This window comes from Actinomadura rudentiformis (genome assembly GCF_008923185.1).
In the GTDB taxonomy this organism is placed as follows: Bacteria; Actinomycetota; Actinomycetes; order Streptosporangiales; family Streptosporangiaceae; genus Spirillospora; species Spirillospora rudentiformis.
Map to the genome: position 1 here is coordinate 277,580 of NZ_WBMT01000006.1, position 21,615 is coordinate 299,194.

Sequence of the window (21,615 nt, forward strand, 5' to 3'; positions counted from 1 at the left end):
AAGACCGGCAGTGATCAAGACCATGGGCCCGGTGGTGCGTGGACAGGGGCGCCACCGGGCCCTTTCCCTGCTCAGCTCTTCTCGGCCTCGCTGATCGCGTCGGCCAGCTGCTGCTTGCTCATCTTGGAACGGCCGGGGATGCCCAGCTCCCGGGCCCGCTCGTACAGGTCCCGCTTGGCCGGGCCGTCACCGTTGGCGTCGGCCGGTTCAGGAGGCGCGGGAGCGCTCGCGGCCGCCGGAGCCTTCTTGCCCGTGGCCTTCGCCGCGGATGTCTTCTTGGCCGGTGCACGCTTGGCGGGGGCCTTCTTCGCCGTGGCGGTCCGGGAACCCTCCGCGGCCTTCTTGGCCGGGGCCTTCTTCCTGGCAGGTGCCTTCTTGGGTGTGTCCGCCTTGCGCGGCCGGGGCGGCTCAGGACCCCGTGCCTCCTCCGGCTCCTCCAGCGGCGCGGGCCCCGGCTGCATGTTGCCCGGGCCGTTGGGCCGCAGGTTACGGCGCAGCGCGGGCCGCCACCGTTCACCGAGCCTGCCCAGGCGGTCCCTGGCCTTGCCCAGCAGTTCCTGAGCCGCCTGCGGAGTACGCCGGAAGGCCGACGGTACGTCGCGTGGTCGCGGCATCAAACGTTCGCCCCCTCCCGGGAGATTGCACGATTCGTCGGTGCGCGGCCTACCCGGTGCGGCGCCCTCCATGCGTGAACGCCCACCACCTGCGTGAACGCGCGTTCACGCGAACACGGCGGCGGGTTCAGGTGGTGAGGAGTTCCGACTCCCACAGGTCGCGGTAGGCGCCGGGGCGGCCGAGGAGGTTCTCGTGGCGGCCGCGCTGCACGACCTTCCCGCGGTCCAGCACGATCACCTCGTCGGCGGCGGCGAGCGCGGCCAGGCGGTGGGTGACCAGCAGCAGGGTGCCGCCACCCGGCAATGTCAGGAGCTCCCGGGTGATCTCATCGGCGGTGGCCGGGTCCAGCGCCTCGGCGGGTTCGTCCAGGACCAGCACGGGCGGGTCGGCCAGCAGCGCACGCGCCAGCAGCAGCCGCTGCCGCTGCCCGCCCGACAGGCCACGGCCGCCCTCACCCACGACGGTGTCCCACCCGCCGGGCAGCCCGTCGACGACCTCCAGCAGCCGCGCCCGCCGCGCCGCGGCCTCCAGCTGCGCCTGCGTGGCGTCCGGGCGGGCCAGCATCAGGTTGCCGCGGACGGTGGTGGCGAACACGTGCGCGTCCTGCGTGAGACCGCGCACCGCCGAACGCACCTCGCCCGGGTCGCAGAACGCCACGTCCTGGCCGCCGAGCCGCACCGTCCCCGACTCCGGCCGGACCTCACCCGATATCGCGGCGAGGAGAGTGCTCTTACCCGCGCCGCTGGCCCCCACGACCGCGACGCGCCGGCCGCGCTCCACCGTCAGATCCACGCCGTCCAGCGCGTACGTGCCGGAGGCGTCGTCGCGGGCGTCGTCGTAGGCGACGCGGACGCCGAGGAAGTCCACCGCGAGCGGGCCGCGCGGCAGCGGCCTGGGCCGTTCCGGACGCGGCGGCGGGGGAGCGGCCAGCAGCGCCGCCACCCGCCGCGACGCCGGCAGCACCTCACGCAGCCGCTGCGCCGCCGACGCCAGCGGCAGCACCGCCTCCACCGCCACCAGCGCGGTCAGCGCGACGACCGCCACGGCCACCTCGTCCGCGCCCGCGTTCACCGCCACCCACGCCGCCCCGGCCGCCGTCAGCCCCTGCAGCAGGAAACCGGCGGCCGTCACCCCGCCCGCGACGCGCGTGGTGACCCGTTCGGCATCTTCCAGCCGCGCCGCCGACTCCCGCGCCGCCGCGGCGAACCGGCCGGACGCGCCGAACACCGCCAGTTCCGCGCCGCCCTCCAGCAGGTCCAGCGCCCGCACCGCCAGCCGTTCACGCTCGGCCGCGGCACGCGCCGCGGCGCGGCCACCCGACGCCCACGCCACCCACGGCACCACCACCCCGGCGGCCAGCAACCCACCGGCGACCACGAACGCCGCACCCGGCGCCGCCACCGCGCACACCACGACCCCGGCCACACCGCACACCACGGCAGCGACAGCCGGAAGCAGGCACCGCAGCAGCAGATCCTGCACCGCGTCGACATCGGACACCATCCGCGTCAGCGCATCCCCGTCACGTGACGCCAGGTCCCGCCGCCGCGCCGCCAGCGCGTCGAACACCCGCCCGCGCAGCTCCGCCAGCGCCCGCAACGCCACATCGTGCCCCGCCAGCCGCTCGGCATACCGCAGCGACCCCTTGGCCACCGCGAAACCCCGCACCGCCACGATCGCCAGCGACAACGCCGCCAGCCCCGGCTGCTGCGCCGCCCGCGCGATCAGCCACGCCGCCGCAGCGACCAGCCCGAGCCCGCACAGCTCCGCCGCCACCCCGGCCAGCCCCGCCGCCAGCAGCCGCGCCGTGTACGGCCGCACCGCACTCCACATCCCGTTCACGCCGCGGCCTCCCTGCCGGTTTCCCCGCCGGTCTCCGCATCGGCTTCCGTGCCGCTTTCGACCAGGCGGCCGTTCCTCATCCGAACCACACGGCCCGCCAGCCCCAGCAACGCCGGCCGATGCGCCACGATCAGCGCCGTACGGCCCGCCAGCAGCCGCGACGCGCCTTCCACCAGCGCCCGCTCGCTCGCCAGATCCAGCCGCGCCGACGGTTCGTCCAGCACCATCAGCGGCGCACCCGTCAGATACGCGCGTGCCACCGCCAGCCGCTGCCGCTGACCCGCCGACAGGCCCGCGCCGCCTTCACCGAGCACCGTCTCGTACCCGTGCGGCAACGCCTCGATGAACCCGTCCGCCGCCGCGGCCCGCGCCGCCTCCACCACACGCTCATCCGGTGCGTCCGGCGCACCGAGCCGGATGTTGCCGGCCACCGACGCCGCGAACAGATGCGGCGACTGCGGCACCCACCCCACACGGCGCCGCCATTCCGCCAGATCCAGCTCCGCCAGCTCCACGCCGTCGACCAGCACCCGGCCCGACTCCGGCGTCACCAAACCCAGCAGCACCAGCAGCAACGTCGACTTACCCGCACCCGACGGACCCGCCACCGCGACCCGCTCACCCGGCGCGATCCGCAGCGACACCCCCTCAAGCGCCGCACGATCCGACCCCGGATACCGCACCGTGACGTCCTCCAGCACGATCTCCGGCGCCGCCGCCCGACCACGGGGGAGGACCCCGCCGACGCGTCCCACGGGTGCGTCCAGCGCCGCGAACGCCTGCTCCGCCGCCGCCACACCCTCCGCGCTCGCATGGAATCGTGCGCCGAGCGCCCGCAGCGGCAGATACGCCTCCGGCGTGAGGATCAGCACCAGCAGCCCCGTCGACAACGCCATGTCGCCGTCCAGCAGCCGCAGGCCCACCGGCACCGCGACCAGCGCCACCGACAGCGCGCACACCAGCTCCAGCACCAGCGACGACAGGAACGCCACCCGCAGCGCCCCCACCGTCGCGCGGCGGTGCTCACCCGCCAGCTCCCGCACCACCACCGACTGGTGACCGGTCCGCCCGAAAGCCCGCAACGTCGGCAACCCCGCCAGCACATCGCGGAAATGACCACCCAGCCGCTGCAGCAACCCCCACTGCCGGCCCGTCAGAGCCGCCGTCCGCATCCCCACCAGCGCACCGAACACCGGCACCAGCGGCACCGTCGCCGCCACCACCAGCGCCGACGCCCAATCGGCGGTGAACAGCCGCGCCAGCACCAGCACCGGCACCACGCACGCCGCCAGCAGCTGCGGCACGTACCCGGTGAAGAACGGATCCAGCGCGTCCAAGCCCCGCGTCAGCAACGTCACCCGCTCACCGGCACCGCCACCAGCACTAGAGGCACCGGCCGAGTTCCCGCCCGGTACCCCGGCCGGGGCCCCGCCTGGGGTACCGGTGGGGCGTGCCAGGAGGGCGTCGCGCAGCTCCCGCTTCGCCGCGGCCGCCGCGCGCCCCGCGACACCGCTGGTCACCCACGCCAGCGCCGCACGGCCCGCCACCACACCGGCCAGCGGCAGCAACGACCACGCGTCCAGACCGGCGATCGCACGCGCCAGCAGATCCGCCTGCGCGACCAGCAGCACTCCCTGCCCCGCCGCCAGCGCACCCAGCACCACCACCACGCGGCGGGGGAGACGGCGCAGCAGCCGCCGCTCGACCGGCTTCACCACGACCTCCCGACCATCGAACCCGGCATCACAGGTAGGAGGGGGAGTCGACCCGGCCGCGGAACGTCCACCACACCAGCGCCTGCGCGGCCACCAGCACCGGCAGCACCACCGCCGTCGTCACCGCCGTGACCGTCAGCCCCGCCCCCGCCCCCGCCGCGTCCGCCCACGGCAACCGCGTCCCCGCCACCAGCGCCACCGTCACCAGCGCCGCGCCCGTCAACGGATACGGCGCCGGGAACCGGTCGGCGCGCGCCGACAGCGCCCCCGTCAACCGCCACCGCGCCAGCCCCACACCATGCACCGCGAACAACGCCGCCAGCGGCAACCCCGCCACCGACCCCACGTTCAACCCCTCACCACCGGCCAGCAACGACCCCAGCACCGAAGCCCACGCCAGCGCCAGCGCCCAACTGCCCGCCACGATCGCGGCGTCGCACATCCGCCGCCACGCCGCCGCGTCCACCCGCCCCCGCAGCCACAACCCCATGTCACGCACCACCCACCCGAGCAGCAACACCACGAACAAAGGGAACAAGCCCTCCAGCAGGTGATGTTCAAGCCCGGGGAACGCACCGGCGACGATCCCCGCCGTCGACACCAGCCACACCTCGTTCCCGAGGAAGAACGGCGCGATCGCCGCGATCACCACCCGGCGCTCCTGCTGCGAACGCCCCAGCACCGGCAGCAGCATGCCCACGCCGATGTCGGCTCCCGCCAGCACCAGATACGCGCCGGCGAACACCGCCAGCATCACGATCGCCAGAATCTCCATCGTCAGGCTCCACTCAAGACCGAAGTGAACAAAGGCCGCAGAAGTACGAAGGGCGGCAGAAGTACGAAGGGCGGGTCAGAACGTCGGGGCGAGCGCCGGCGCCGCCGGCTCCACCGGGGCGGGCGCACCGAGCCGCGCCGCGTCCGGCCCCCGCCGCGCATACCGCGCCAGCAGCCACGTGTTCACCCCGATCAGCACCGCGAACAGCGCCGTGAACGCCACGAACGACGTCGTGATCAACCCCGGGCTGACGTCCGACAGCGCGTCCTTGGTCTTCAGCAGCCCGTAGACCGTCCACGGCTGCCGTCCCACCTCACGGAACACCCAGCCCGCCAGCATCGCGACATAGGGGAGCGGCACCGCCAGCATCATCAGCACATGGAACACCCGCCCCCGCACCAGCCAGCGGCCGAACGGCAACTTCACCAACGCCACCAGCGCGACCAGGATCATCACGACCCACGCCATGACCATCGTGGCCAGGCCGGCGTCCGTCAGCCCCGGCGCCAGGTAGTCATCAGGCCCGAACCGCGCCGTGAACTCCGCCGCCTTCGCCGCCGCGTCATCCGACCCCGGGTTCTTCGTCGGCTGCACGTGCGCGAACTGCATCCCGCCGAACACCACCACCGGGAACACCGACAGGATCACCGTCAGCAGCCCGATCCGCATCGACCGGCGGAAGAACTCCACCTCCGCCGTCCGCCGGAACAAATGGAACGCGCTCACGCCCGCCATGAAGAACCCCGCCGTCAGCAACCCGCCGAACAGCACATGGAAGAACGCCAGCACCGCCGTCGGGTTCGTCATCACCGCACCCAGGTCCGTCAGCCGCGCGGCCCCGTCCACCATCTCGTAGCCCACCGGCCGCTGCAGCCACCCGTTCGCCACCAGCACGAAATACGCCGACAAGTACGCCGTCAGCGTCACCACCCAGATCAGCGCCAGATGCGCCCACCGGTTCAGCCGATCCCACCCGAAGATCCACAAACCCAGGAACGTCGACTCGATGAAGAACGCCACGATCGTCTCCATCGCCAGCGGCGCCCCGAACACCCCGCCGGCCATCCGCGTCATGCCGCCCCAGTTCAACCCGAACTGGAACTCCATCACCAGCCCCGTGACGATCCCCACCGCGTAATTGATCACATACAGCTGGCCCCAGAACCGCGTCATCCGCGCGTGCACCGCGCTGCCCGACACCGTCGCACGGGTCTGCATCACCGCCACCAGCGTCGCCAGGCCCAGCGTCAACGCCACGAACAAGAAATGCGAACCCGCCGTCAACGCGAACTGGACCCGGGACAGCATCAGCGCATCCATCAACTCACGCCCCAAATCAGGATCGTTCCAGTACGCCCCCGATCCTGACCGGGCCACCCGCACCGCCGAATCCGGCGCGAGCGTTCACCCGCCGTGCACCTTTCGCGCAGCACCACCCACCCGGCTACATCCGGAGATGTACACCACCCGCCACCCTGTACACCCGCCGTCCCGGCACCCCGGCGGTCAGCGGCGCGCCGGCACCCACAACGCCAGCCCCATCACCACGAACGGCACCGACGCCACCGCGAACAGCACCCCCGGCCCCGCCCACGCCGACCCCAGCGCGTACCCCGCGAACACCAGCACCGCCGCCACCTCCGACCCGAACCCCGCCATCGACATCACCGTCGCCCGCGACCGATCCGAGATCCGCTCCTGCAGCCGCACCTCCGCCGCCACGGCCGCCCACTGGATCACCCCGAACGCCACCGCGATCAACGCCATCCCCTCCGGCCGGCCGCTCAGCGCCCCCGCCGCCATGCACACCGCCGCGGCCACCAACGCCGGCGCCAGCCACCGCACACCCCGGCCCGCCAGCCACCCGCCCGCCGTCTCACCCACGCCGACCACCAGCATCAGCAACGGCACCACCGCCACCGCCGCGCCCGTCGAACGGCCCAGCACCGGCAGGTACTCATCCAGCGCCCCGAACCCCATCACCGCCGCCGTCAGCACCAGCGCACCCCGCACCCGGGGAACCCGCCGGACCTGCGCCACCCCGTCACGCAGCACCTCCAGGAACGACCCCTCGCCATCCCCCTCGCCCGCGCCGCTGCCCGCGGCCCGCGACTCCGGCAACGACCACGACACCACCGCGCACAGCAAGCACGCCACAACGCTCGCCACCCCCACCGCGCGGTAACCCCCGGCAGCCATCACCGGCGCCGCCACCCCGTTCGCCAGCATGATCGCGGTCGTCCCCAGCGCCTGCGACCGCCCCATCACCCGCGCGTACGAACCCGCCGCCCCCACCCGGCCGAGCTCCTCGTAGACCAGCGCCTGCAGCGTCCCCGAACGCAGCGCTGTCCCCACACCCCACAACACGAACCCCGCCGCGAACGCCGGATACGACGGCAGAAACGTCCACAGCGCGAAACCCGCACCGGTCAGCAGGGGAGCGGCCACCAGCAGCCGGCGGCGCGAGAACACATCGGCGAACAGACCCGACGGCAACTCGAACGCGAAACCCGCGACCGACCAGATGACGAACAGCGACGAGATCGCCGCGGGGGAGAGGCCGGCGTCGGCGAACAACAGCGCGTACACCGGATACAGAAGAACGAAGTCCTCAAGGAACGCGCAGGCGTACAGCCGCCGCGCCAGCCCGGACCCAGGCTCACCTGAAGATCAATGTCGCCACGTCATGGGCCCAGCCTATCCCGCCGCGCCCGGCAGCGGCACCGCCAATCCCGACTTCACCGTCTCGTACGCCGGCAACGTCTCATACCGCCGCACATACGTCGCGTCCCCGACGAACAACCGCCGCGACACCTCACGGTTCGCCGCCAGATCCGCCGTCACCAGCACCACCACGTAATCCCACTGCCCGACGATGTTGAAGCACTGCTGCACCGCCGGCTCGGCCCGCATCCGCGCCCGGAACCCCTCGTGATGCGCCGCGTCATCGTCCACCAGCGCCACCAGCACCACCGCCGTCAACGCCGCGCCCACCGCACGCGGCTCCAGCACCGCGACCTGCGACCGGATCACCCCCGCCGCGCGCAGCCGCGTCAGCCGCCGCTGCACGGCGCTGGGGGACAGGCCCACCTCATCACCCAGCTCGTGCAGCGGCCGCGCCGCGTCCACCTGCACCAGCCCGAGCAGCAGATAGTCGATCTCATCAAGCCCGTACGCGACGTCCACGCAAGAATCTTGCATCGCACCGGGAAAATCTTCAATCGTGTCCACCGGCTGCCTGCCTACCGTTCCACCCATGACCCACCACGCACCAGCCACCGACGCCGTCCCCGACCTCGGTCCGGACCTCGGCCTTGACCTGGAACGCATCGCCCACGCCGCCACCACCATCGACCCGGTGTTCCGCGACAGCCCCCAGTACGCCGACGAACAGCTCCAGGCACGCCTCGGCCGCCGCGTCATCACCAAGATCGAGACCCTCAATCCGCTGCGCAGCTTCAAAGGCCGCGGCGCCGACCTGCTCGTCAGCGGGCTGGCCCGGGGGAGCACCGTGGTGTGCGGCTCCGGCGGCGGCAACTTCGGCCAGGCCATCGCCTACGCCGCCCGCCGCCACGGCCTGCGCGCCGACGTGTTCGTCCCCGCCGACGCCTCCCAGGTCAAGACCCGCCGCATGGCCGCGTTCGGCGCCCACGTCCACCGCGTCGAAGGCTCCCACAAGGACCACGCCGCCGCCTACGCCGCCGAGGCGCCCGGCCGGTACTACGCCGTGGACGGCAGCGACACCGCCGTGTACGAGGGGAACGCCACCATCGGCGTCGAACTCCTGCGCGGCGAACCGTTCGACACGCTCGTGGTCCCCGTCGGCGACGGCGCGCTCATCGCCGGCGTCGCGCGCTGGGTGAAGGCCCACGCGCCGCACGTGCGCGTCGTCGGCGTCACCTCGGCCGCCGCGCCCGCCCTGGAACGCTCCTGGCGCAGCGGCGCGCGCGTCGCCGTCGAACGCGGCGCCACCATCGCCGCCGGCATCTCCATCAGCCAGCCGGAACCCGAGGCGGTCGTGCGCACCCGCGCGCTCGTCGACGACTTCCTGCTGATCGACGACGACGAGTTGCTGGCCGCGATGCACCTGGCGGCCGAGACGCTCGGGCTGCTGCTGGAGCCGGCCGGGGCGGCCGGCCTGGCCGCGATCGCCTCCCGCGACCTCCCCGGAGACGTGATCGCCACCGTCCTCACCGGAGCCAACGCCGACCTCGGCCTCTACCGGCTTACTTAACATAATGTACATTATCAACCAAGGACGAGAACGCCAGAAGAGGGGCGCAAACCAGAGAAACCGGAAACAGAAAGCGGGAGCGGAAACCGCGCGGCGACCGGGAAGAAGCCGTGACCGCGGCCGCTTGACCTTGACGCCGGTGTCAAGGGTTACCGTCGCTGACGGCTGAAGATCAGGGAGGGCCGATGCGGATCGGTGAGCTGGCCGGACGGGCCGGCGTCAGCACGCGCTCGCTGCGTTACTACGAGCAGCAGGGACTGCTGACGGCGCGCCGCGACGCCAACGGCTACCGCGAGTACGACGAGTCGGACGTGCGGCTCGTCGCGGAGATCCGCACGCTGCTGGCCGCCGGGTTCACGCTGGAGGACGCCCGCCCGTTCGTGGACTGCCTGCGGGCCGGCCATGACACGGGCGGCTCCTGCCCCCAGTCCATAGCGGTCTACCAGCGCAAACTCGCCGAGATCGACACCGAGATCCGCGCCCTGATCCGACGCCGGGCCGACATGGCCGACCAGCTGGCGCGGGACTGCCCAGGCTGCGTCCTGACTGGAAAGACGGCACGGAAGGATGACAACGATGATCGAACTGACCGGCGAGACCTTCGACGAGCAGGTACTGCGCGGCGGCACACCGGTACTGGTCGACTTCTGGGCGGAGTGGTGCCCGCCCTGCCGGATGATCGCACCGATCCTTGAGGAGATCGAGACCGAATACCGCGGCCGCCTGACGATCGCCAAGCTCAACGGCGACAACCACCCCGGCATCGCCCAGCGATACGGCGTAATGGGCCTCCCCACCCTCAACCTCTACCGCGACGGCCAGGTCGCCCTGCAGATCGTGGGCGCCAGGTCCAAGCGCCGCCTGCTCGCCGACCTGGCCCCGCACCTCTAGGCACCTTTAGCGACGCAGCGGCTCCAGTGCCGTCATGTAGTCGACGAGGCGCACCCCGATGTCGAAGGCGATGTCGCCGTCGGCGAGGTCGGGGTCGAGCCACAGCTCGGAGATGCGGCGCCAGTTGGCGGGGCCGATGAACGGGCCGGCAACCGCGTCGTCCCCCAGGTCCGGGCGCCACCGGTCCTGGCGGGCGGTGAGGCGTTCGAGCGCGGCGTCGTTGTCGGCGGCCTTGGGATGCTCGGCGTGGAAGCCGATCTCGATGGCGAACTCACGGGCGGCGGTGGCGATGTCGGCGCCGATGACCTGGGCTTCGTAGTGCTCGCGGTGCGGCGCGGCGTCGCCGAACCAGGCCTTGACGCCGGTGCGGCGCACCATCAGGCGCAGCTCTCCCAGGTCACGCGGCGCCGATCCCCTGACGACCTCGCCGACCTGCTCGAACAGCCCCTCGTCCAGCACCGCTGACCTCCTCGTGATCATTATGGGGAACGGCTCGCCGGGCCGTCCGATTCCACCGGATCCGCACCTATTTCAAAACCAGACAGAATGAGGGTTCTGTCTGGTTTTGCATCGGATGTCCGATTCTAGATTTGTCAGAGGTGGCCGGTAGCGTCCCGCGGGTGCGTCCAGCCGATGTTCAGCGTCTCACCGTGGCCGAGTGCGTCGACCGCTACACCGAGATGGTCCGCGCCAAGACCGCGACGGGCGCGCTGGCTCCCGGCAGCGCCGAGGTGTACGCGCGGGACGTGCACACCTTCGCCGACCTCGCCGGGCCCGACCGCGTCCTCGACGACCTGGACGGCGCCGACGTCGACGAGGTGCTGCTGCGGTTCGCCCGCAAGCCCGACGGGCGCCGCGCGCGTGACGGCGTTCCGGACGGCGGTGCCGCTCCCCTGCAGAGCGCCGCGTCGCAGGCGCGGTTCCGCCGGTCGGTGTCGGCGTTCTTCCAGCACGCGGCGATCTCCGGGTGGGTCCAGCTGAACCCGATGCTCGCGGTGACGGTCCGGCCCAAGCAGCGCGGCGGGCTGCGCGCCGAACGCCGCGCGCTGACGTCCGAGCAGGCGGCGGGGCTGGTCGGCGCGGCGCGGGAGCTCAGCACCGACCAGCGGCGGCGTGGCCGGTCCGACCAGCGGACCGAGCTGCGGGACGCGCTGATCGTACTCGTGCTGGCGGCGGTGGGGCCGCGAGTGTCGGAGCTGACGGGTGCCAACTCCGAGGACTTCTTCGTGAACGCAGGCACCCGCTACTGGCGGATCTTCGGCAAAGGCGGGCGGACCAGGGATGTGCCTCTCCCCCGGCCGGTGGCGCAGGTGCTGGACGCCTACCTGGCCGAGGGGCGCCCGCTGCTGGACCGCGGCCTCGAGCCGAAGGCGCTGCTGCTGTCATGGCGAGGGCGGCGGCTGGCGCGCGGTGACGTGCAGGCGGTGATCGACCGGGTGCTGGCGCGGGTCGAGCCGGACCGGCGGCGCAGCGTCACCCCCCACGGACTGCGGCACACCACCGCGACGCACCTGCTGGCGGCGGCGACCGACATGGACGCGGTGCGGCGGGTGCTGGGTCACGCGGACCTGTCGACGCTGGGCCGCTACCGCGACGAGCTGCCGGGTGAGCTGGAGGCGGCGATGCGCATACACCCGCTGCTAGGCCGCGACGACACCTGAGCAGACGCCCTGAGCGGACCCCCTCTCCCCCGCCACGCCACCTGGCGGAGGTGGCGTGGCGGGGCAGCGCGGCGACCTGCTGTGCCGGTGCGCGCCCACCGCGTCTGGACGGACGCGGCGGCCGCCGGCTGCGGCCCTCTGGAGGTCAGCGGATCCGGTCGTAGATGAGGCAGACGGCGCCGGTCTCGGACGTCGCCAGATCGGTGAGCGACCAGGACGTGGCGGGCATCTCCTCCGGGAACAGCTTGATTCCGCCGCCGACGAGCTCGGGGCAGAGCGTGATCTGCAGGCGGTCCAGCTCTTCGGCTTCCAGCAGCGCGGCGATGATGGTGTGGCTGCTGAGCACCACGATGTCGCCGCCCGGCTCGCTGCGGAGCCGCTGGATCTCGGTCACCAGGTCGTCGGCGGCGATCCGGGCGTTCTGCCAGGTCGCCTCGGTCAGCGTGGACGAGAAGACGACCTTCTCCACCTTGTCCAGCCACTGCGCGAAGGCGCGGTCGCGCGGGTCGGCGTCCTCGGCCTGTGCGACCTGCGGCCAGTACCCGGCGAAGCCCTCGTAGTTCTTGCGTCCCAGCAGTGCCGTCGTCGCCGTATCGATCATCCGCGTCATCAGGTCTCGGGGTGCGTCGGCGACGGCGTGGCGGCCGACCCAGCTCATGTCGTGGTCGCCGCCGCGTCCGGTGACGCGGCCGTCCAGGGAGAGGGAGATGTTGCCGGCTACGGTGCGGTTTGCGGTCATGTTCGTTCCTAGGGTTTTCGCGGTGCCCGGCGGGCTCCGTCTGCTCATGAGTCCGTCTGCTCATGAGACTGCCGCTGCGGCGGCGGAGGAACATCTGCCACCTGGCCGATATCGCGGGTAATGGCAGGATGCGCGGTATGGGTGAGGTGGATCGGCTTCCGGTGGAGCCGTCGTCCTTCGTCGGCCGCGCCGCCGAGCTGGCGGCGGTCGGTGACGCGCTGGCCTCGGCGCGGCTGCTGACGCTGGTCGGGCCGGGTGGCTGCGGCAAGACGCGGCTGGCGATCCGTGTCTGCCGCGAGCAGGAGGGCCGCTGGGCGGACGGCGTCCACTGGGCGGGGCTGGAGCACGAGCCCGACGGGCGGCAGATCGCTCACCGTGTGGCCGAGGCGCTCGGTCTGGTCCTGCCGGGCGGGTCTGACACGGTCCCGGGGCTGGTGCAGGCGCTGCGGGGCCGGAGTCTGCTGCTTGCGCTGGACAACTGCGAGCACGTTCTGGACGAGGCCGCCGGGTTTGCGTCGGCCGTTCTGACGCAGTGCCCAGGTGTGAAGATCCTTGCGACCAGCCGGGCGACGCTCGGCGCCGGGGGTGAGCGGGTGTGGCGGGTGCCGCCGCTGGCCTTGGCGGATGCGCTGGAGCTGTTCGTGGAGCGTTCCGCGACCGGTGACACGAGCGCGGCGCGGCGGATCTGTGATCGTCTTGACCGGTTGCCGCTCGCGCTGGAGCTCGCCGCCGGGTGGGCGGACACGCTGTCGCCTGCGCAGATCGCCGAGGCGCTGGCGGGGTCGTACGCGCTGCTGGAGGGCGGTGCGCGGACCGCGGCGTTCCGGCAGCGGACCCTTGAGGGGTCGATGCGGTGGAGTCATGACCTGCTGGAGGAGGACGAGCGGGTGCTGTTCCGCAGGCTCGCGGTGTTCGAGCCGGGCTTCGGTGTGGAGTCGGCGTGTACGGTGGCGGCGCTGCCCGCCGAGCGGGCGCTTCGGGCGCTGCGGGGCCTGGTCGACAAGTCCCTCGTCGTGGCCGACACGGCGGGTCCGGTCGCGCGTTACCGGATGCTCGGTGTCGTGCGCGCCTTCGCGCTGGCGCGGCTGCGGGACGCCGGGGAGGAGGACGCCGTGCGCGCCCGGCATCTGAAGGCGCAGCTGGCTCTCGTGGAGGAGGCCCGTCCGCTGCTGGAGACCGACCGGGACGCGTGGCGGGCCCGGATCGGCGAGGACTACGCCAATCTGCGGTCAGCGCTCGGCTGGGGGCTGCGGCGTGCTGATCCCGGCCCGGCGCGGTGCCTGGCCGCCGAGCTGGCCTGGTTGTGGCATCTGGAGAGCCGGCGCGCCGAAGGGCTGCGGTTGCTGCGGGAGGCCGCCGAACGCGGGCGCGGTGAGCGGACCGCGCTTCAGGCTCGGGTGTTGCTGGCGCAGGCGCTGGTGGCCGACTCGGGCGGGCCGGGCCCGGAGTCGCACGCGGCGGCCCGCGCGGCGCGGGAGCTGGCGGTCGAGACCGGGGCGGAGGCGGCCGCCCGGCTTGCCGGTCTGCTGGCCGCCCTCGGCCTGCTGGAGAGCGACCTGGAGGCGGCTGCCGCGGAGGCCGCCCGGCTCCGCGGCGAGGCTCTGGAGGCGGGCGACGGCTTCGTCGCCGACGCCGCGGCGGCCCTGGTCGGCCTCGTTCACCTGCAGCGCGATGAGCACGGTGACGCGATCATGCAGCTGCGGGCCGCGCTGGAGGGCCTGCTGCGGCGTGGTGACCGGGGGGTGGCGTCGTCCGCGCTGGGCTGGCTGGCGCAGGCCACGGCCGGGTCCGGTGACCTGAAGCAGGCCGAGGACCTCGCCGAGCGTTCGGTGGCGACGGCCGAGCCGCTGCGTGACTTCCACCGGATCGGGCTGGCGCGCGGCATCCTGGCTGAGGTCCGCACCGCGCGGGGACGTCTGGATGCCGCCGCTGAGGCGTTGCGGCCGATCGACCGGCTGCGTGCCGAGTCCGGGGAGACCGGCGGGTCCACCTACGTTCCCGGCTGGGAGCGGCGCAAGGCGTTGCTCGCGCTCGCGCTGGGGCGCGCGGATGAGGCTGTCGCCCTGTGCCGGGCGGAGGCGGCCTGGCGTGGTGAGGCGAGCGGTCACCTCGAACCGGAGACCCGGCTGGTGCTGGCCAGAGCTCAGCGGGAGTCCGGCGACGAGGCGGGCGCGGCGCGCACGCTCGATGTCCTGGAGGAGTCGCCTCTCGCCGCGGCCATGCCGCGCGTCCGTGCGGGGATCCTGGAGCAGCGTGCGCTTCTGCTGGCGGCGGCGGACGATCCCGGCGCGGTCGCCCTGCACCACGAGGCGCTGCGGATCCGCACCGGCCACGAGCTCGTCCTGGATCTGATCACCGGTCTCGGTCACCTCGCGGACCTGGCGCGGCGACGCGGCGCCGCGGAGACGGCCGCGGTGCTGACCGGCGCCGTCCAGCGGGCCCGGGAGGACGCGGGTGCCGAACCGGCCCCGCCCGGCGGCGATCCGGCGTTGCGTGCGGCGCTTGACCGTGGCCGCGCTCTTGGCCTGCGGGAGGCCGTGGCCTACGCGCGGCGTGCCCGTGGCCCGCGGCGCCGCCCCGGCTCCGGCTGGGCGAGCTTGACGCCGACCGAGCGTTCGGTGGTGGAGCTGGCCGTCCAGGGCCTGTCCAATCCGCAGATCGCTGCCCGGCTGCTGATGAGCCGCGGCACCGTGAAGACTCATCTGGCCCACGTCTACGCCAAACTCCACGTTGCCAACCGCACCGAACTGGCCCGTCTCTCCACAGACCGCTTCTGACGCTGACGCAGCGGTGTGTCATGGGTGTGTCATGGACGCTGGACTGGCAGCCTGAGCCGCTGACAGTCTGAGCCGCTGTCGCGCCGCGCCGAGCGGCGGCGGAGCGGGACCGGGTCAGACCCAGCCGATGTCGGAGGGTTCGGGGAATCCCCCGTGCATGATGCCGTAGGCGATGAGCAGGATCAGCGCGGGCGCGAAGGTGTAGATCATGACGCGGCCGAGGGTGCCGCGGGTGCGCCACCCCCAGGCGGTGAACGCCGCCGCGACCGCGATGCCGGCGACGGCGGTGCCGCCCTCCAGGGCGTTGGTGGTGAAGGTGACGCCGGTGATGAGGGCGAGGAGGGCCGGCAGCGGCCCGCGTGCGGGTGGCCGGCGGGCCAGGGCCGCGGCGAGCGCGGCGAAGACGACGGCGAGGCCGCCGTACCACAGGTAGTGGCCGACGACCTCGTCCCACAGATGCACCAGGTCGCTGGGTTCGGCGTTGCTGACGGAGTTGGCGGCCAGGTGGATGCCGTGGCCTTCGACGTAGGTGAGGGCGCCGGCGAGGTAGAGGATCCAGAGGCGGGGTGCCGCTCCCCCGGCGCGCAGTGCCGCGGCGGCGGGGAGCAGGACGGCGTAGGGGGTGATGAGGTCGACCCAGTCGGCCCATCGGGTCTCCCCCGCGTTGCCGAGCCAGGCCAGTCCGAACCCGATGTGGTGCGTGAGGGAGTAGGCGATCGCGATGACGGCGAGCCAGGGCAGGTAGGCGGCGCCGGTGGTGTGGCCGGTGGGAGGTGTGCCGGGGGTCGTGGGGGCCCTCATGGGTGCTCCTGGGCCTGGACGAGGGCGTCGCCGGTGCCGGTCCGGTAGTAGAGGACCGAACGCCCTGCGCGGCGGCGCTGGACGAGGTGGGCGTCGAGCAGGACTTTGAGATGGCGGCCGACCGAGCCGAGGCCGTGTCCGGTGAGCGCGACGAGCTGGGTGGTGCTCTTGGGGGTGTCGAGGAGGGTCAGGACGGCGGCTCGTACCGGTCCGAGGAGAGCGGCGAGTGATGCGGCGGCGGGGGTCTGGCGGGCGGTGGTGAGGGTGGCGGAGCAGGGGTAGACGACGGCGGAACGGCGGTGGGTGTCGTCCCAGGCGAGCCAGGTCCGGTGAGGGGTGACGGGGACGAACATGAGCTGGTCTCCGGTGAGGTGCCGGGGCGGGTGGTCGTGGGTGGTGATCTGGAGGCGGTCGCCGCCGAGCCAGCGCATGCCCGGGCGCAGGTCGCCGACGGCGGCCGCCCAGCCGCCATGGCCCAGGTGGGCGGTGCGGGCGACGATGTCGGCCTCGATCACGCGGCGGCGGTGCGGCCAGGTGGGGTGGACGGTGTGGATCCAGACCCAGCGGAGGAGGCCGGCGGCGCGTTCGGGCAGGTCGTCGCGGTCGAGGGCGGTGGGGAGCGGGCCTTGCAGGGAGGGGCCGAGGTCGGTGCGTGCGGCATCGGGCGGCGTGGCGCGGACGCGGGCGAGTTCCTGGTCGAACGTGGCGTCGTCGCCGGGTGCGGGGGTGAGGAAGGTGGCGTTCCAGGTGGGGCCGAGGGCGGCGTGGATCAACAGGGCGGTGACGGGGTCGGCGGTGAGGCGCCGGCGGTAGGCGGGCAGGTGCGTGTCGAGCCAGGTGCGTTCACCGGGATGGGCCGCCGTCGCGTGGTGGAGGGTTTTGAGCGCGGCGGTGGTCTCGGCCAGGGGCGAGATGACGAAGCGGCCACGCGCGAGCGTGTCCGCGTTGATCTGCCACCAACCCATCGTTTCCCTCCTGGCGCGACGATATCGGTCCGCCTACGGACGACCGCGCATGGCCGTGCGGGGTCGCCGTGGCGGCGATCCCGGAGGGTGTCAGCGGCTGAGGGTCTGCTGGAGTTGGGTGACGCAGGCCGAGCGGCGCGGGCCGTCATCGAAGCGGCGTGCGCATTCGGCGCGGATCCAGGCGGGTGCCTGAGGCTGCGCGGGTTTGCGTGGTTGGACCTGCGGAGGGCGGCGCGGCGGCTTGCGCGAAGGCCGTGGTGGAACGGGACGCGGCGTACGGGCATCTGGCGTGCCGGCGCGGGTGCGGGTGCGGGCGGGCGCGGGTGCCGGCCGTGTGATGTCCTGCTCACCGGTCAACCCGGTCAACGTGGAGGGGGTGGTGTGCGGGGACGGCGGTGTGCCGCTGTGACTCGCGGACGGCGTGCCCGGCCCGGAAGGCGCCAGATCGCCACGGCCGCTGCGCGGGGTGTGGTGGGCGGCCTGGACGGTGACCCAGACCGCTGCGGCAGCGGCGATCGCGAGGAGAGTGAAGACCGCGGTGGACCGGGCCCCCGCCGTGCGGCGCGGCCTGGGCGGGTGCGGGGGCCAGGTCATATGACCCACGGTAATCGGACAGGTGCAGATCGTGATAGCGGTTGCGGGATTTGGCATGTCGATGGCGGCCACGGCGATGATCCCCTCGGCATCAGGAATCTGGCTTGGGACGGCTCGTTTGCTTCCGAGGGTCGCTGCCGCACCGAGAACCCCGGCGGTCGTGGACTGCGATGGCGGCTTCAGGTTGGGTGAGGCGAGCGCGGCGCGCGTGCCCAGCGCGTTGGCCAGCGTCATCACGGTCTGCGTGTCGCTGGGCGATGGTGATGATCTCGCCGTGCCCGTGCCCGTGCCCGTGCCCGTGGCGGTCAGGCGGGATTGTCGAGGAGGGCACGGCCGAGGCTGTAGGCCTGGGTGAGGTCGTTGCCGCGGTAGTCGGCGGCGGCGATGCCGGCGAGGTGGTGGTCGGCGTTGACGGCGACGGTGTGGGTGAGGTGGCGGAAGAGGGGGCCGTCGGACATGGAGTCGCCGTAGGCGACGCACTGGGCGCGGGTGAGGCCGTGGCGGGCGCGCAGGTCGTCGGTGATGCGGACCTTGTCGGCGGGGGTGAGGATGCCCGCGGGGTCGAGCGGGGCGGTGAACGGCAGCGGCGGGAAGCGCGAGGCGACGACCTCGTCGAAGCCCAGGTCGAGCAGGTGGCGGGCGAAGAAGTCGGGCGACATGGTGATGACCACGGAGCGTTCGCCGCGGCGGCGGATGTCGGCGGCGACGTCGGGGATGCCGTTGAGCCAGGGCCCGGCGGTGTAGGCGGCGGCGACCTGGGCGGGGGTGAGGGCGCGCCAGAGTGCGTGGATGGCGGCGGAGAAGCCGCGGGTGTCCAGGGTGCCGGCGGCGAAGCGGGCCTCGAGGGCGTGGAGTTCGGGGAGAGTGCCGAGCTGCCGGGCCACCTCGAGATTGGCGGTGGACCCGGCGAGCAGCGTGCCGTCCATGTCGAAGATGTGCAGGTTGCTCACGATCAACCAATTGTGGTGCATCGTGGGCGGACGGGGCGAACGGGTTCCCAGTGCCGTCAGTGGCGAACCGAGCCGCGGTGCTTGTCCTTGGCGTCGGGCCAGATGGCGTACGACACCAGGATCGCGGCCCAGATGCCGAGGGGGGCGATGGGCCAGAACCACTTGAGCTCGCCCGCCTGCAGTGAGGAGACGCCCCAGATGACCGTCATGATGAGGGCGCCGGCGCCCCAGTAGCCCCATTCGTTGAGCCATTCGCGCTTGTCGGCCTCTTCCCGGGCGGCTTCGGCCTTGGCCTGGGCGGCGCGTGAGACCGGCAGGTCGGCGGTGAGCAGCTCGAGCCGGTCCATGGTGACGGCGGTGGCGGCCAGTTCCAGACGGCGGCTGTACTCGGCGGTGTCCAGGGCGCCGTCGGCGAGGGCGTCGCCGAGGCGTTCGATCACGGCGTTGCGGTCGGCGTCGCCCGCGCGCAGCGCGGTGCCGGGCCGCGTGAAGTCGGCCTCGGCCAGGTCGGGCTTGGTGAAGTCGGGCGTGGTCATCGGGTTCCTCCCCGTTCGTGCTGGGTGTTTCCAGCATGGCTGCGGGGAGTGGCGTGGTCGTCCTCCGGCGTGACGAACCGGGTGTACATCGTTCGCAGGACCCTGCCGAAAGTAGGGGTCGGGTCTGGTCTTCCGGATGATCCGCCGCCTAATGATCACTCTTTAGCCTGACATTCAGCACATTTCGATGAACGTGGAGTGAACTTTCCCGGTCTGCTGGAGGATCTCACCTTGCGAGTGACCGTTCCGTACGTGAGGGAGAGCATGCAAGCGCCTGGATTCAGCGCAGACTGGTACCGCGCGATCACCGAGTTCGCCGACGGGCTGCCGTCATGGGTGCACGTGGTGGCCGAGATCGGCACCGACGCGGGCCTCCTGCTGTTCGCCGCGCTGTTCGTGGCGGGCTGGTGGCGCGCCCGCGGCGGGACGGACCAGGCGATGATACTGGCGCTGGCGGCGCCGTTCGCGGTGGTCGCCGCCTACCTGGTCAGCGAGGTCTCCAAGACCTTCCTGGAGGAGGAACGGCCGTGCCGGGCGGTCGCCGACGCGGCCAACATCGTGGCCTGCCCGGCGCCGGGCGACTGGTCGTTCCCCAGCAACCACGCGACGATCGCGGCGGCGTCCGCAGCCGTGATCGTGGTGGCGTGGCGGTCGATGGCGGCGGTGGTGCTGCCGCTGGCGGCGCTGATGGCGTTCTCCCGGGTGTTCGTGGGAGTGCACTACCCGCACGACGTCGCCGCGGGGTTCGTGCTCGGCGTGACGGTGGCGCCGGTGGTCGTGCTCGTCATGGCGCGGCTGCTGGCCCCGGCGGTGGAGCCGATGCGGGCCTGGCCGGGTGCCGCGTTCCTGCTCGGTCCGTCGCCCGCGTTCCTCGACCGGGCCCCGGTCCCGGCTCCGGCGCGCGCCGTGCCCGGCGGGATCGCCGCGCCCACGGCCGCGCCCACAGCCGCGCCCTCGATGGCGGCCGAGACGCTGCCGGACGTGATGTCGGGCACCGGCCGCGACGGCCACTACCCGCCCGCCTGACAGAGCACACCCCAGCACAGAGCACACCCCAGCAGAGACGCAGCCGACGTCCCGGTGCCGCCCGGCACCGGGACGTCGGCTGCGGCGGGCTCAGCGCAGCTTGCGGAAGAACGCGCGGACGTCGTCGATCAGCAGGTCCGGCGCCTCCATCGCCAGGAAGTGGCCGCCGCGGCCCGCCTCGGTCCAATGGACGATGTCGTGGTCACGTTCGGCCCACCGGCGGATGGTCACGTCGTGGTTGGACACGAGCACCCCGGTCGGCACGGTCCCCCGCTCGGGCGCCCATCCGCCCGCGCCATCCTCACCCGTGGCCGCACCGGTGGCCGCACCGGTGTCGTCGGCTGCGGAGGAGTCCCATCCGGCACTGCCGGTCCCCCACTCCCCCGCCTCGCCTGCTTCGGCTGTGCCGCTCCAGGAGGCGGCGGACATCTCCTCGTAGTAGATCTGCGCGGCCGATCCGGCGGTGCCCGTCAGCCAGTAGATCGACACGTCGGTGAGGATGCGGTCACGGTCGACACTGTCCTCGGGCAGCCCGTCCTCGGGGTCGGTGAACTCCTTGAACTTCTCCACGATCCAGGCGAGCTGCCCCGCGGGCGAGTCGTGCAGGCCGTAGGCGACCGTCTGCGGCCGCTTGGAGTTGCACTGCAGGTAGCCGTCGTTGAAGTCCTGCATCGCCTGCCAGCGGCGCTGCTCGGTCTCGGTGAGGCCGTCCATCTCACCGTCCGCGCCGACCGGGAAAGTGATCATGGCGTTGAGGTGGACGCCGGTGACGTGCTCGGCGTCCTGCCTGCCCATCTCGGGACCGACCCACGAACCGGTGTCATAGCCCTGCACGCCGTACCGCCCGTACCCGAGCGCCGCCATCAGCCGCACCAGCACGCCCGCCATCCTGGCAGCGCTCATGCCGGGTCCGGCCAGCGGCGTGGAGAACCCGAAACCCGGCAGCGACGGGATCACCAGGTGGAACGCCTCGGCCGGGTCACCGCCGTGCGCACGCGGGTCCGACAGCGGCCCGATCACGTCCAGGAAGTCGGTGACGCCGCCGGGCCAGCCGTGCAGCAGGATGAGCGGGGTCGCGTCCGGCTCCGGTGAGCGCACGTGCAGGAAGTGGACGTTCTGGCCGTCGATGGTGGTCATGAACTGCGGGTGCTCGTTGAGCGCGGCTTCGTGCGCCCGCCAGTCGTAACCGGTGCGCCAGTACTCGGCCAGGTCCTTCAGGTACCCCACCGGGACGCCGCGGTCCCAGCCGACGCCGGGCAGCTCCCTTGGCCAGCGCGTGTTGGCCAGCCGTGCGTTGAGGTCGTCGAGCTGGGCCTGCGGGATGTCTATGCGGAACGGGCGGATGTCGTGCTGCGAGTTCGTCATGCCGCCGACGCTAGAAGCCAAGTAGGACAGATATGTTCCTACTCGTGCCCTGCGGCTGTGGTCAGGCGGGGTTGACGAAAGTCAGGGAGCGCGGGTGGCGTTCGGGCACTGTGGCGGCACTCCCCCGGT

General features: G+C 72.8%; 21 protein-coding genes. 6 read left to right on the plus strand and 15 right to left on the minus strand.

Annotated elements, in window-relative coordinates:
• Nucleotides 1–71 precede the first annotated feature (71 nt).
• The 7 genes from F8566_RS52255 to F8566_RS14920 form a co-directional block, all read right to left on the minus strand.
• Entirely contained in the window at nucleotides 72–614 is a 543-nt protein-coding gene (locus F8566_RS52255; RefSeq protein WP_192809680.1) for a Rho termination factor N-terminal domain-containing protein, read from the minus strand.
• Nucleotides 615–741: 127 nt separating this feature from the next.
• The gene (gene cydC, locus F8566_RS14895) at nucleotides 742–2,448 is read right to left on the minus strand and encodes a thiol reductant ABC exporter subunit CydC (protein ID WP_151560970.1); all 1,707 of its coding nucleotides are present in this window, start codon (nucleotides 2,446–2,448) and stop codon (nucleotides 742–744) included.
• A 5-nt stretch (nucleotides 2,449–2,453) separates the two neighbouring features.
• The gene (gene cydD / locus F8566_RS14900) at nucleotides 2,454–4,172 is read right to left on the minus strand and encodes a thiol reductant ABC exporter subunit CydD (RefSeq protein WP_225993184.1); all 1,719 of its coding nucleotides are present in this window, start codon (nucleotides 4,170–4,172) and stop codon (nucleotides 2,454–2,456) included.
• A 28-nt stretch (nucleotides 4,173–4,200) separates the two neighbouring features.
• Nucleotides 4,201–4,947 carry a cytochrome d ubiquinol oxidase subunit II gene (locus F8566_RS14905; RefSeq protein ID WP_151560799.1) on the minus strand — a complete coding sequence of 249 codons (747 nt, stop codon included), beginning with the start codon at nucleotides 4,945–4,947 and terminating at the stop codon, nucleotides 4,201–4,203.
• Between the two features lie 75 nt (nucleotides 4,948–5,022).
• Complete coding sequence (locus F8566_RS14910) at nucleotides 5,023–6,255, minus strand: cytochrome ubiquinol oxidase subunit I (RefSeq protein ID WP_225993185.1); 1,233 nt, start codon at nucleotides 6,253–6,255, stop codon at nucleotides 5,023–5,025.
• Nucleotides 6,256–6,453: 198 nt separating this feature from the next.
• The gene (locus tag F8566_RS14915) at nucleotides 6,454–7,536 is read right to left on the minus strand and encodes an MFS transporter (protein WP_151560801.1); all 1,083 of its coding nucleotides are present in this window, start codon (nucleotides 7,534–7,536) and stop codon (nucleotides 6,454–6,456) included.
• A 108-nt stretch (nucleotides 7,537–7,644) separates the two neighbouring features.
• Nucleotides 7,645–8,133, minus strand: a complete 489-nt coding sequence (locus F8566_RS14920) for an Lrp/AsnC family transcriptional regulator (RefSeq protein ID WP_225993186.1) — start codon at nucleotides 8,131–8,133, stop codon at nucleotides 7,645–7,647.
• 70 nt (nucleotides 8,134–8,203) lie between these two features.
• Between F8566_RS14920 and F8566_RS14925 the strand changes: the two genes are divergently transcribed.
• The 3 genes from F8566_RS14925 (at nucleotide 8,204) to trxA (ending at nucleotide 10,072) form a co-directional block, all read left to right on the plus strand.
• Nucleotides 8,204–9,181 (plus strand): threonine ammonia-lyase, encoded by a 978-nt coding sequence (locus F8566_RS14925; protein ID WP_151560802.1) that lies wholly within the window; start codon nucleotides 8,204–8,206, stop codon nucleotides 9,179–9,181.
• Nucleotides 9,182–9,366: 185 nt separating this feature from the next.
• The gene (locus F8566_RS14930) at nucleotides 9,367–9,876 is read left to right on the plus strand and encodes a MerR family transcriptional regulator (protein WP_318836409.1); all 510 of its coding nucleotides are present in this window, start codon (nucleotides 9,367–9,369) and stop codon (nucleotides 9,874–9,876) included.
• Nucleotides 9,758–10,072, plus strand: a complete 315-nt coding sequence (trxA, locus tag F8566_RS14935) for a thioredoxin (RefSeq protein ID WP_318836410.1) — start codon at nucleotides 9,758–9,760, stop codon at nucleotides 10,070–10,072. The genes F8566_RS14930 and trxA overlap by 119 nt, the downstream gene beginning before the upstream one ends.
• A gap of 6 nt (nucleotides 10,073–10,078) precedes the next feature.
• Here the strand turns inward: trxA and F8566_RS14940 are convergent, their stop codons facing one another.
• The gene (locus tag F8566_RS14940; RefSeq protein ID WP_151560804.1) at nucleotides 10,079–10,531 is read right to left on the minus strand and encodes a hypothetical protein; all 453 of its coding nucleotides are present in this window, start codon (nucleotides 10,529–10,531) and stop codon (nucleotides 10,079–10,081) included.
• A gap of 161 nt (nucleotides 10,532–10,692) precedes the next feature.
• Here F8566_RS14940 and F8566_RS14945 point away from each other — a divergent pair, with 161 nt between their 5' ends.
• Nucleotides 10,693–11,733 (plus strand): tyrosine-type recombinase/integrase, encoded by a 1,041-nt coding sequence (locus tag F8566_RS14945; RefSeq protein ID WP_151560805.1) that lies wholly within the window; start codon nucleotides 10,693–10,695, stop codon nucleotides 11,731–11,733.
• A 145-nt stretch (nucleotides 11,734–11,878) separates the two neighbouring features.
• Here F8566_RS14945 and F8566_RS14950 read toward each other — a convergent pair whose 3' ends face one another.
• On the minus strand, nucleotides 11,879–12,472 hold the full coding sequence (locus tag F8566_RS14950; RefSeq protein WP_151560806.1) for a dihydrofolate reductase family protein: 594 nt from the start codon (nucleotides 12,470–12,472) through the stop codon (nucleotides 11,879–11,881).
• A 137-nt stretch (nucleotides 12,473–12,609) separates the two neighbouring features.
• Here F8566_RS14950 and F8566_RS14955 point away from each other — a divergent pair, with 137 nt between their 5' ends.
• Nucleotides 12,610–15,249, plus strand: a complete 2,640-nt coding sequence (locus F8566_RS14955; RefSeq protein WP_151560807.1) for a helix-turn-helix transcriptional regulator — start codon at nucleotides 12,610–12,612, stop codon at nucleotides 15,247–15,249.
• A 114-nt stretch (nucleotides 15,250–15,363) separates the two neighbouring features.
• On the opposite strand, the gene F8566_RS14960 is transcribed toward F8566_RS14955, so the two are convergent.
• From F8566_RS14960 to F8566_RS14980, 5 genes are all read right to left on the minus strand, one after another.
• On the minus strand, nucleotides 15,364–16,050 hold the full coding sequence (locus tag F8566_RS14960; protein ID WP_151560808.1) for a hypothetical protein: 687 nt from the start codon (nucleotides 16,048–16,050) through the stop codon (nucleotides 15,364–15,366).
• Nucleotides 16,047–17,015 carry an ArsR/SmtB family transcription factor gene (locus tag F8566_RS14965; RefSeq protein ID WP_151560809.1) on the minus strand — a complete coding sequence of 323 codons (969 nt, stop codon included), beginning with the start codon at nucleotides 17,013–17,015 and terminating at the stop codon, nucleotides 16,047–16,049. Before F8566_RS14965 ends, F8566_RS14960 begins: the two co-directional genes overlap by 4 nt.
• Before the next feature lie 90 nt (nucleotides 17,016–17,105).
• Nucleotides 17,106–17,609, minus strand: coding sequence for a hypothetical protein (locus F8566_RS14970; protein ID WP_151560810.1), 504 nt, complete (start codon nucleotides 17,607–17,609; stop codon nucleotides 17,106–17,108).
• Nucleotides 17,610–17,914: 305 nt separating this feature from the next.
• The gene (locus F8566_RS14975) at nucleotides 17,915–18,559 is read right to left on the minus strand and encodes an HAD family hydrolase (protein ID WP_151560811.1); all 645 of its coding nucleotides are present in this window, start codon (nucleotides 18,557–18,559) and stop codon (nucleotides 17,915–17,917) included.
• A gap of 56 nt (nucleotides 18,560–18,615) precedes the next feature.
• A complete protein-coding gene (locus F8566_RS14980; protein ID WP_225993187.1) occupies nucleotides 18,616–19,095 on the minus strand; it encodes a DUF1707 SHOCT-like domain-containing protein in 480 nt (159 codons plus the stop codon).
• A gap of 264 nt (nucleotides 19,096–19,359) precedes the next feature.
• On the opposite strand from F8566_RS14980, the gene F8566_RS14985 reads away from it, so the two are divergent.
• The gene (locus F8566_RS14985) at nucleotides 19,360–20,121 is read left to right on the plus strand and encodes a phosphatase PAP2 family protein (protein ID WP_151560812.1); all 762 of its coding nucleotides are present in this window, start codon (nucleotides 19,360–19,362) and stop codon (nucleotides 20,119–20,121) included.
• Between the two features lie 90 nt (nucleotides 20,122–20,211).
• On the opposite strand, the gene F8566_RS14990 is transcribed toward F8566_RS14985, so the two are convergent.
• Nucleotides 20,212–21,486, minus strand: coding sequence for an epoxide hydrolase family protein (locus F8566_RS14990; RefSeq protein ID WP_151560813.1), 1,275 nt, complete (start codon nucleotides 21,484–21,486; stop codon nucleotides 20,212–20,214).
• Between the last annotated feature and the right edge of the window lie 129 nt (nucleotides 21,487–21,615).

Coding starts and splice junctions, on each gene's coding strand:
- F8566_RS52255 (WP_192809680.1), bottom strand. CDS start 614: ATGCCGCGACCACGCGACGTACCGTCGGCCTTCCGGCGTACTCCGCAG.
- cydC (WP_151560970.1), bottom strand. CDS start 2,448: ATGTGGAGTGCGGTGCGGCCGTACACGGCGCGGCTGCTGGCGGCGGGG.
- F8566_RS14905 (WP_151560799.1), bottom strand. CDS start 4,947: ATGGAGATTCTGGCGATCGTGATGCTGGCGGTGTTCGCCGGCGCGTAT.
- F8566_RS14910 (WP_225993185.1), bottom strand. CDS start 6,255: ATGCTGTCCCGGGTCCAGTTCGCGTTGACGGCGGGTTCGCATTTCTTG.
- F8566_RS14925 (WP_151560802.1), top strand. CDS start 8,204: ATGACCCACCACGCACCAGCCACCGACGCCGTCCCCGACCTCGGTCCG.
- F8566_RS14930 (WP_318836409.1), top strand. CDS start 9,367: ATGCGGATCGGTGAGCTGGCCGGACGGGCCGGCGTCAGCACGCGCTCG.
- trxA (WP_318836410.1), top strand. CDS start 9,758: ATGATCGAACTGACCGGCGAGACCTTCGACGAGCAGGTACTGCGCGGC.
- F8566_RS14950 (WP_151560806.1), bottom strand. CDS start 12,472: ATGACCGCAAACCGCACCGTAGCCGGCAACATCTCCCTCTCCCTGGAC.
- F8566_RS14955 (WP_151560807.1), top strand. CDS start 12,610: ATGGGTGAGGTGGATCGGCTTCCGGTGGAGCCGTCGTCCTTCGTCGGC.
- F8566_RS14960 (WP_151560808.1), bottom strand. CDS start 16,050: ATGAGGGCCCCCACGACCCCCGGCACACCTCCCACCGGCCACACCACC.
- F8566_RS14965 (WP_151560809.1), bottom strand. CDS start 17,015: ATGGGTTGGTGGCAGATCAACGCGGACACGCTCGCGCGTGGCCGCTTC.
- F8566_RS14970 (WP_151560810.1), bottom strand. CDS start 17,609: ATGACCTGGCCCCCGCACCCGCCCAGGCCGCGCCGCACGGCGGGGGCC.
- F8566_RS14980 (WP_225993187.1), bottom strand. CDS start 19,095: ATGACCACGCCCGACTTCACCAAGCCCGACCTGGCCGAGGCCGACTTC.
- F8566_RS14985 (WP_151560812.1), top strand. CDS start 19,360: ATGCAAGCGCCTGGATTCAGCGCAGACTGGTACCGCGCGATCACCGAG.
- F8566_RS14990 (WP_151560813.1), bottom strand. CDS start 21,486: ATGACGAACTCGCAGCACGACATCCGCCCGTTCCGCATAGACATCCCG.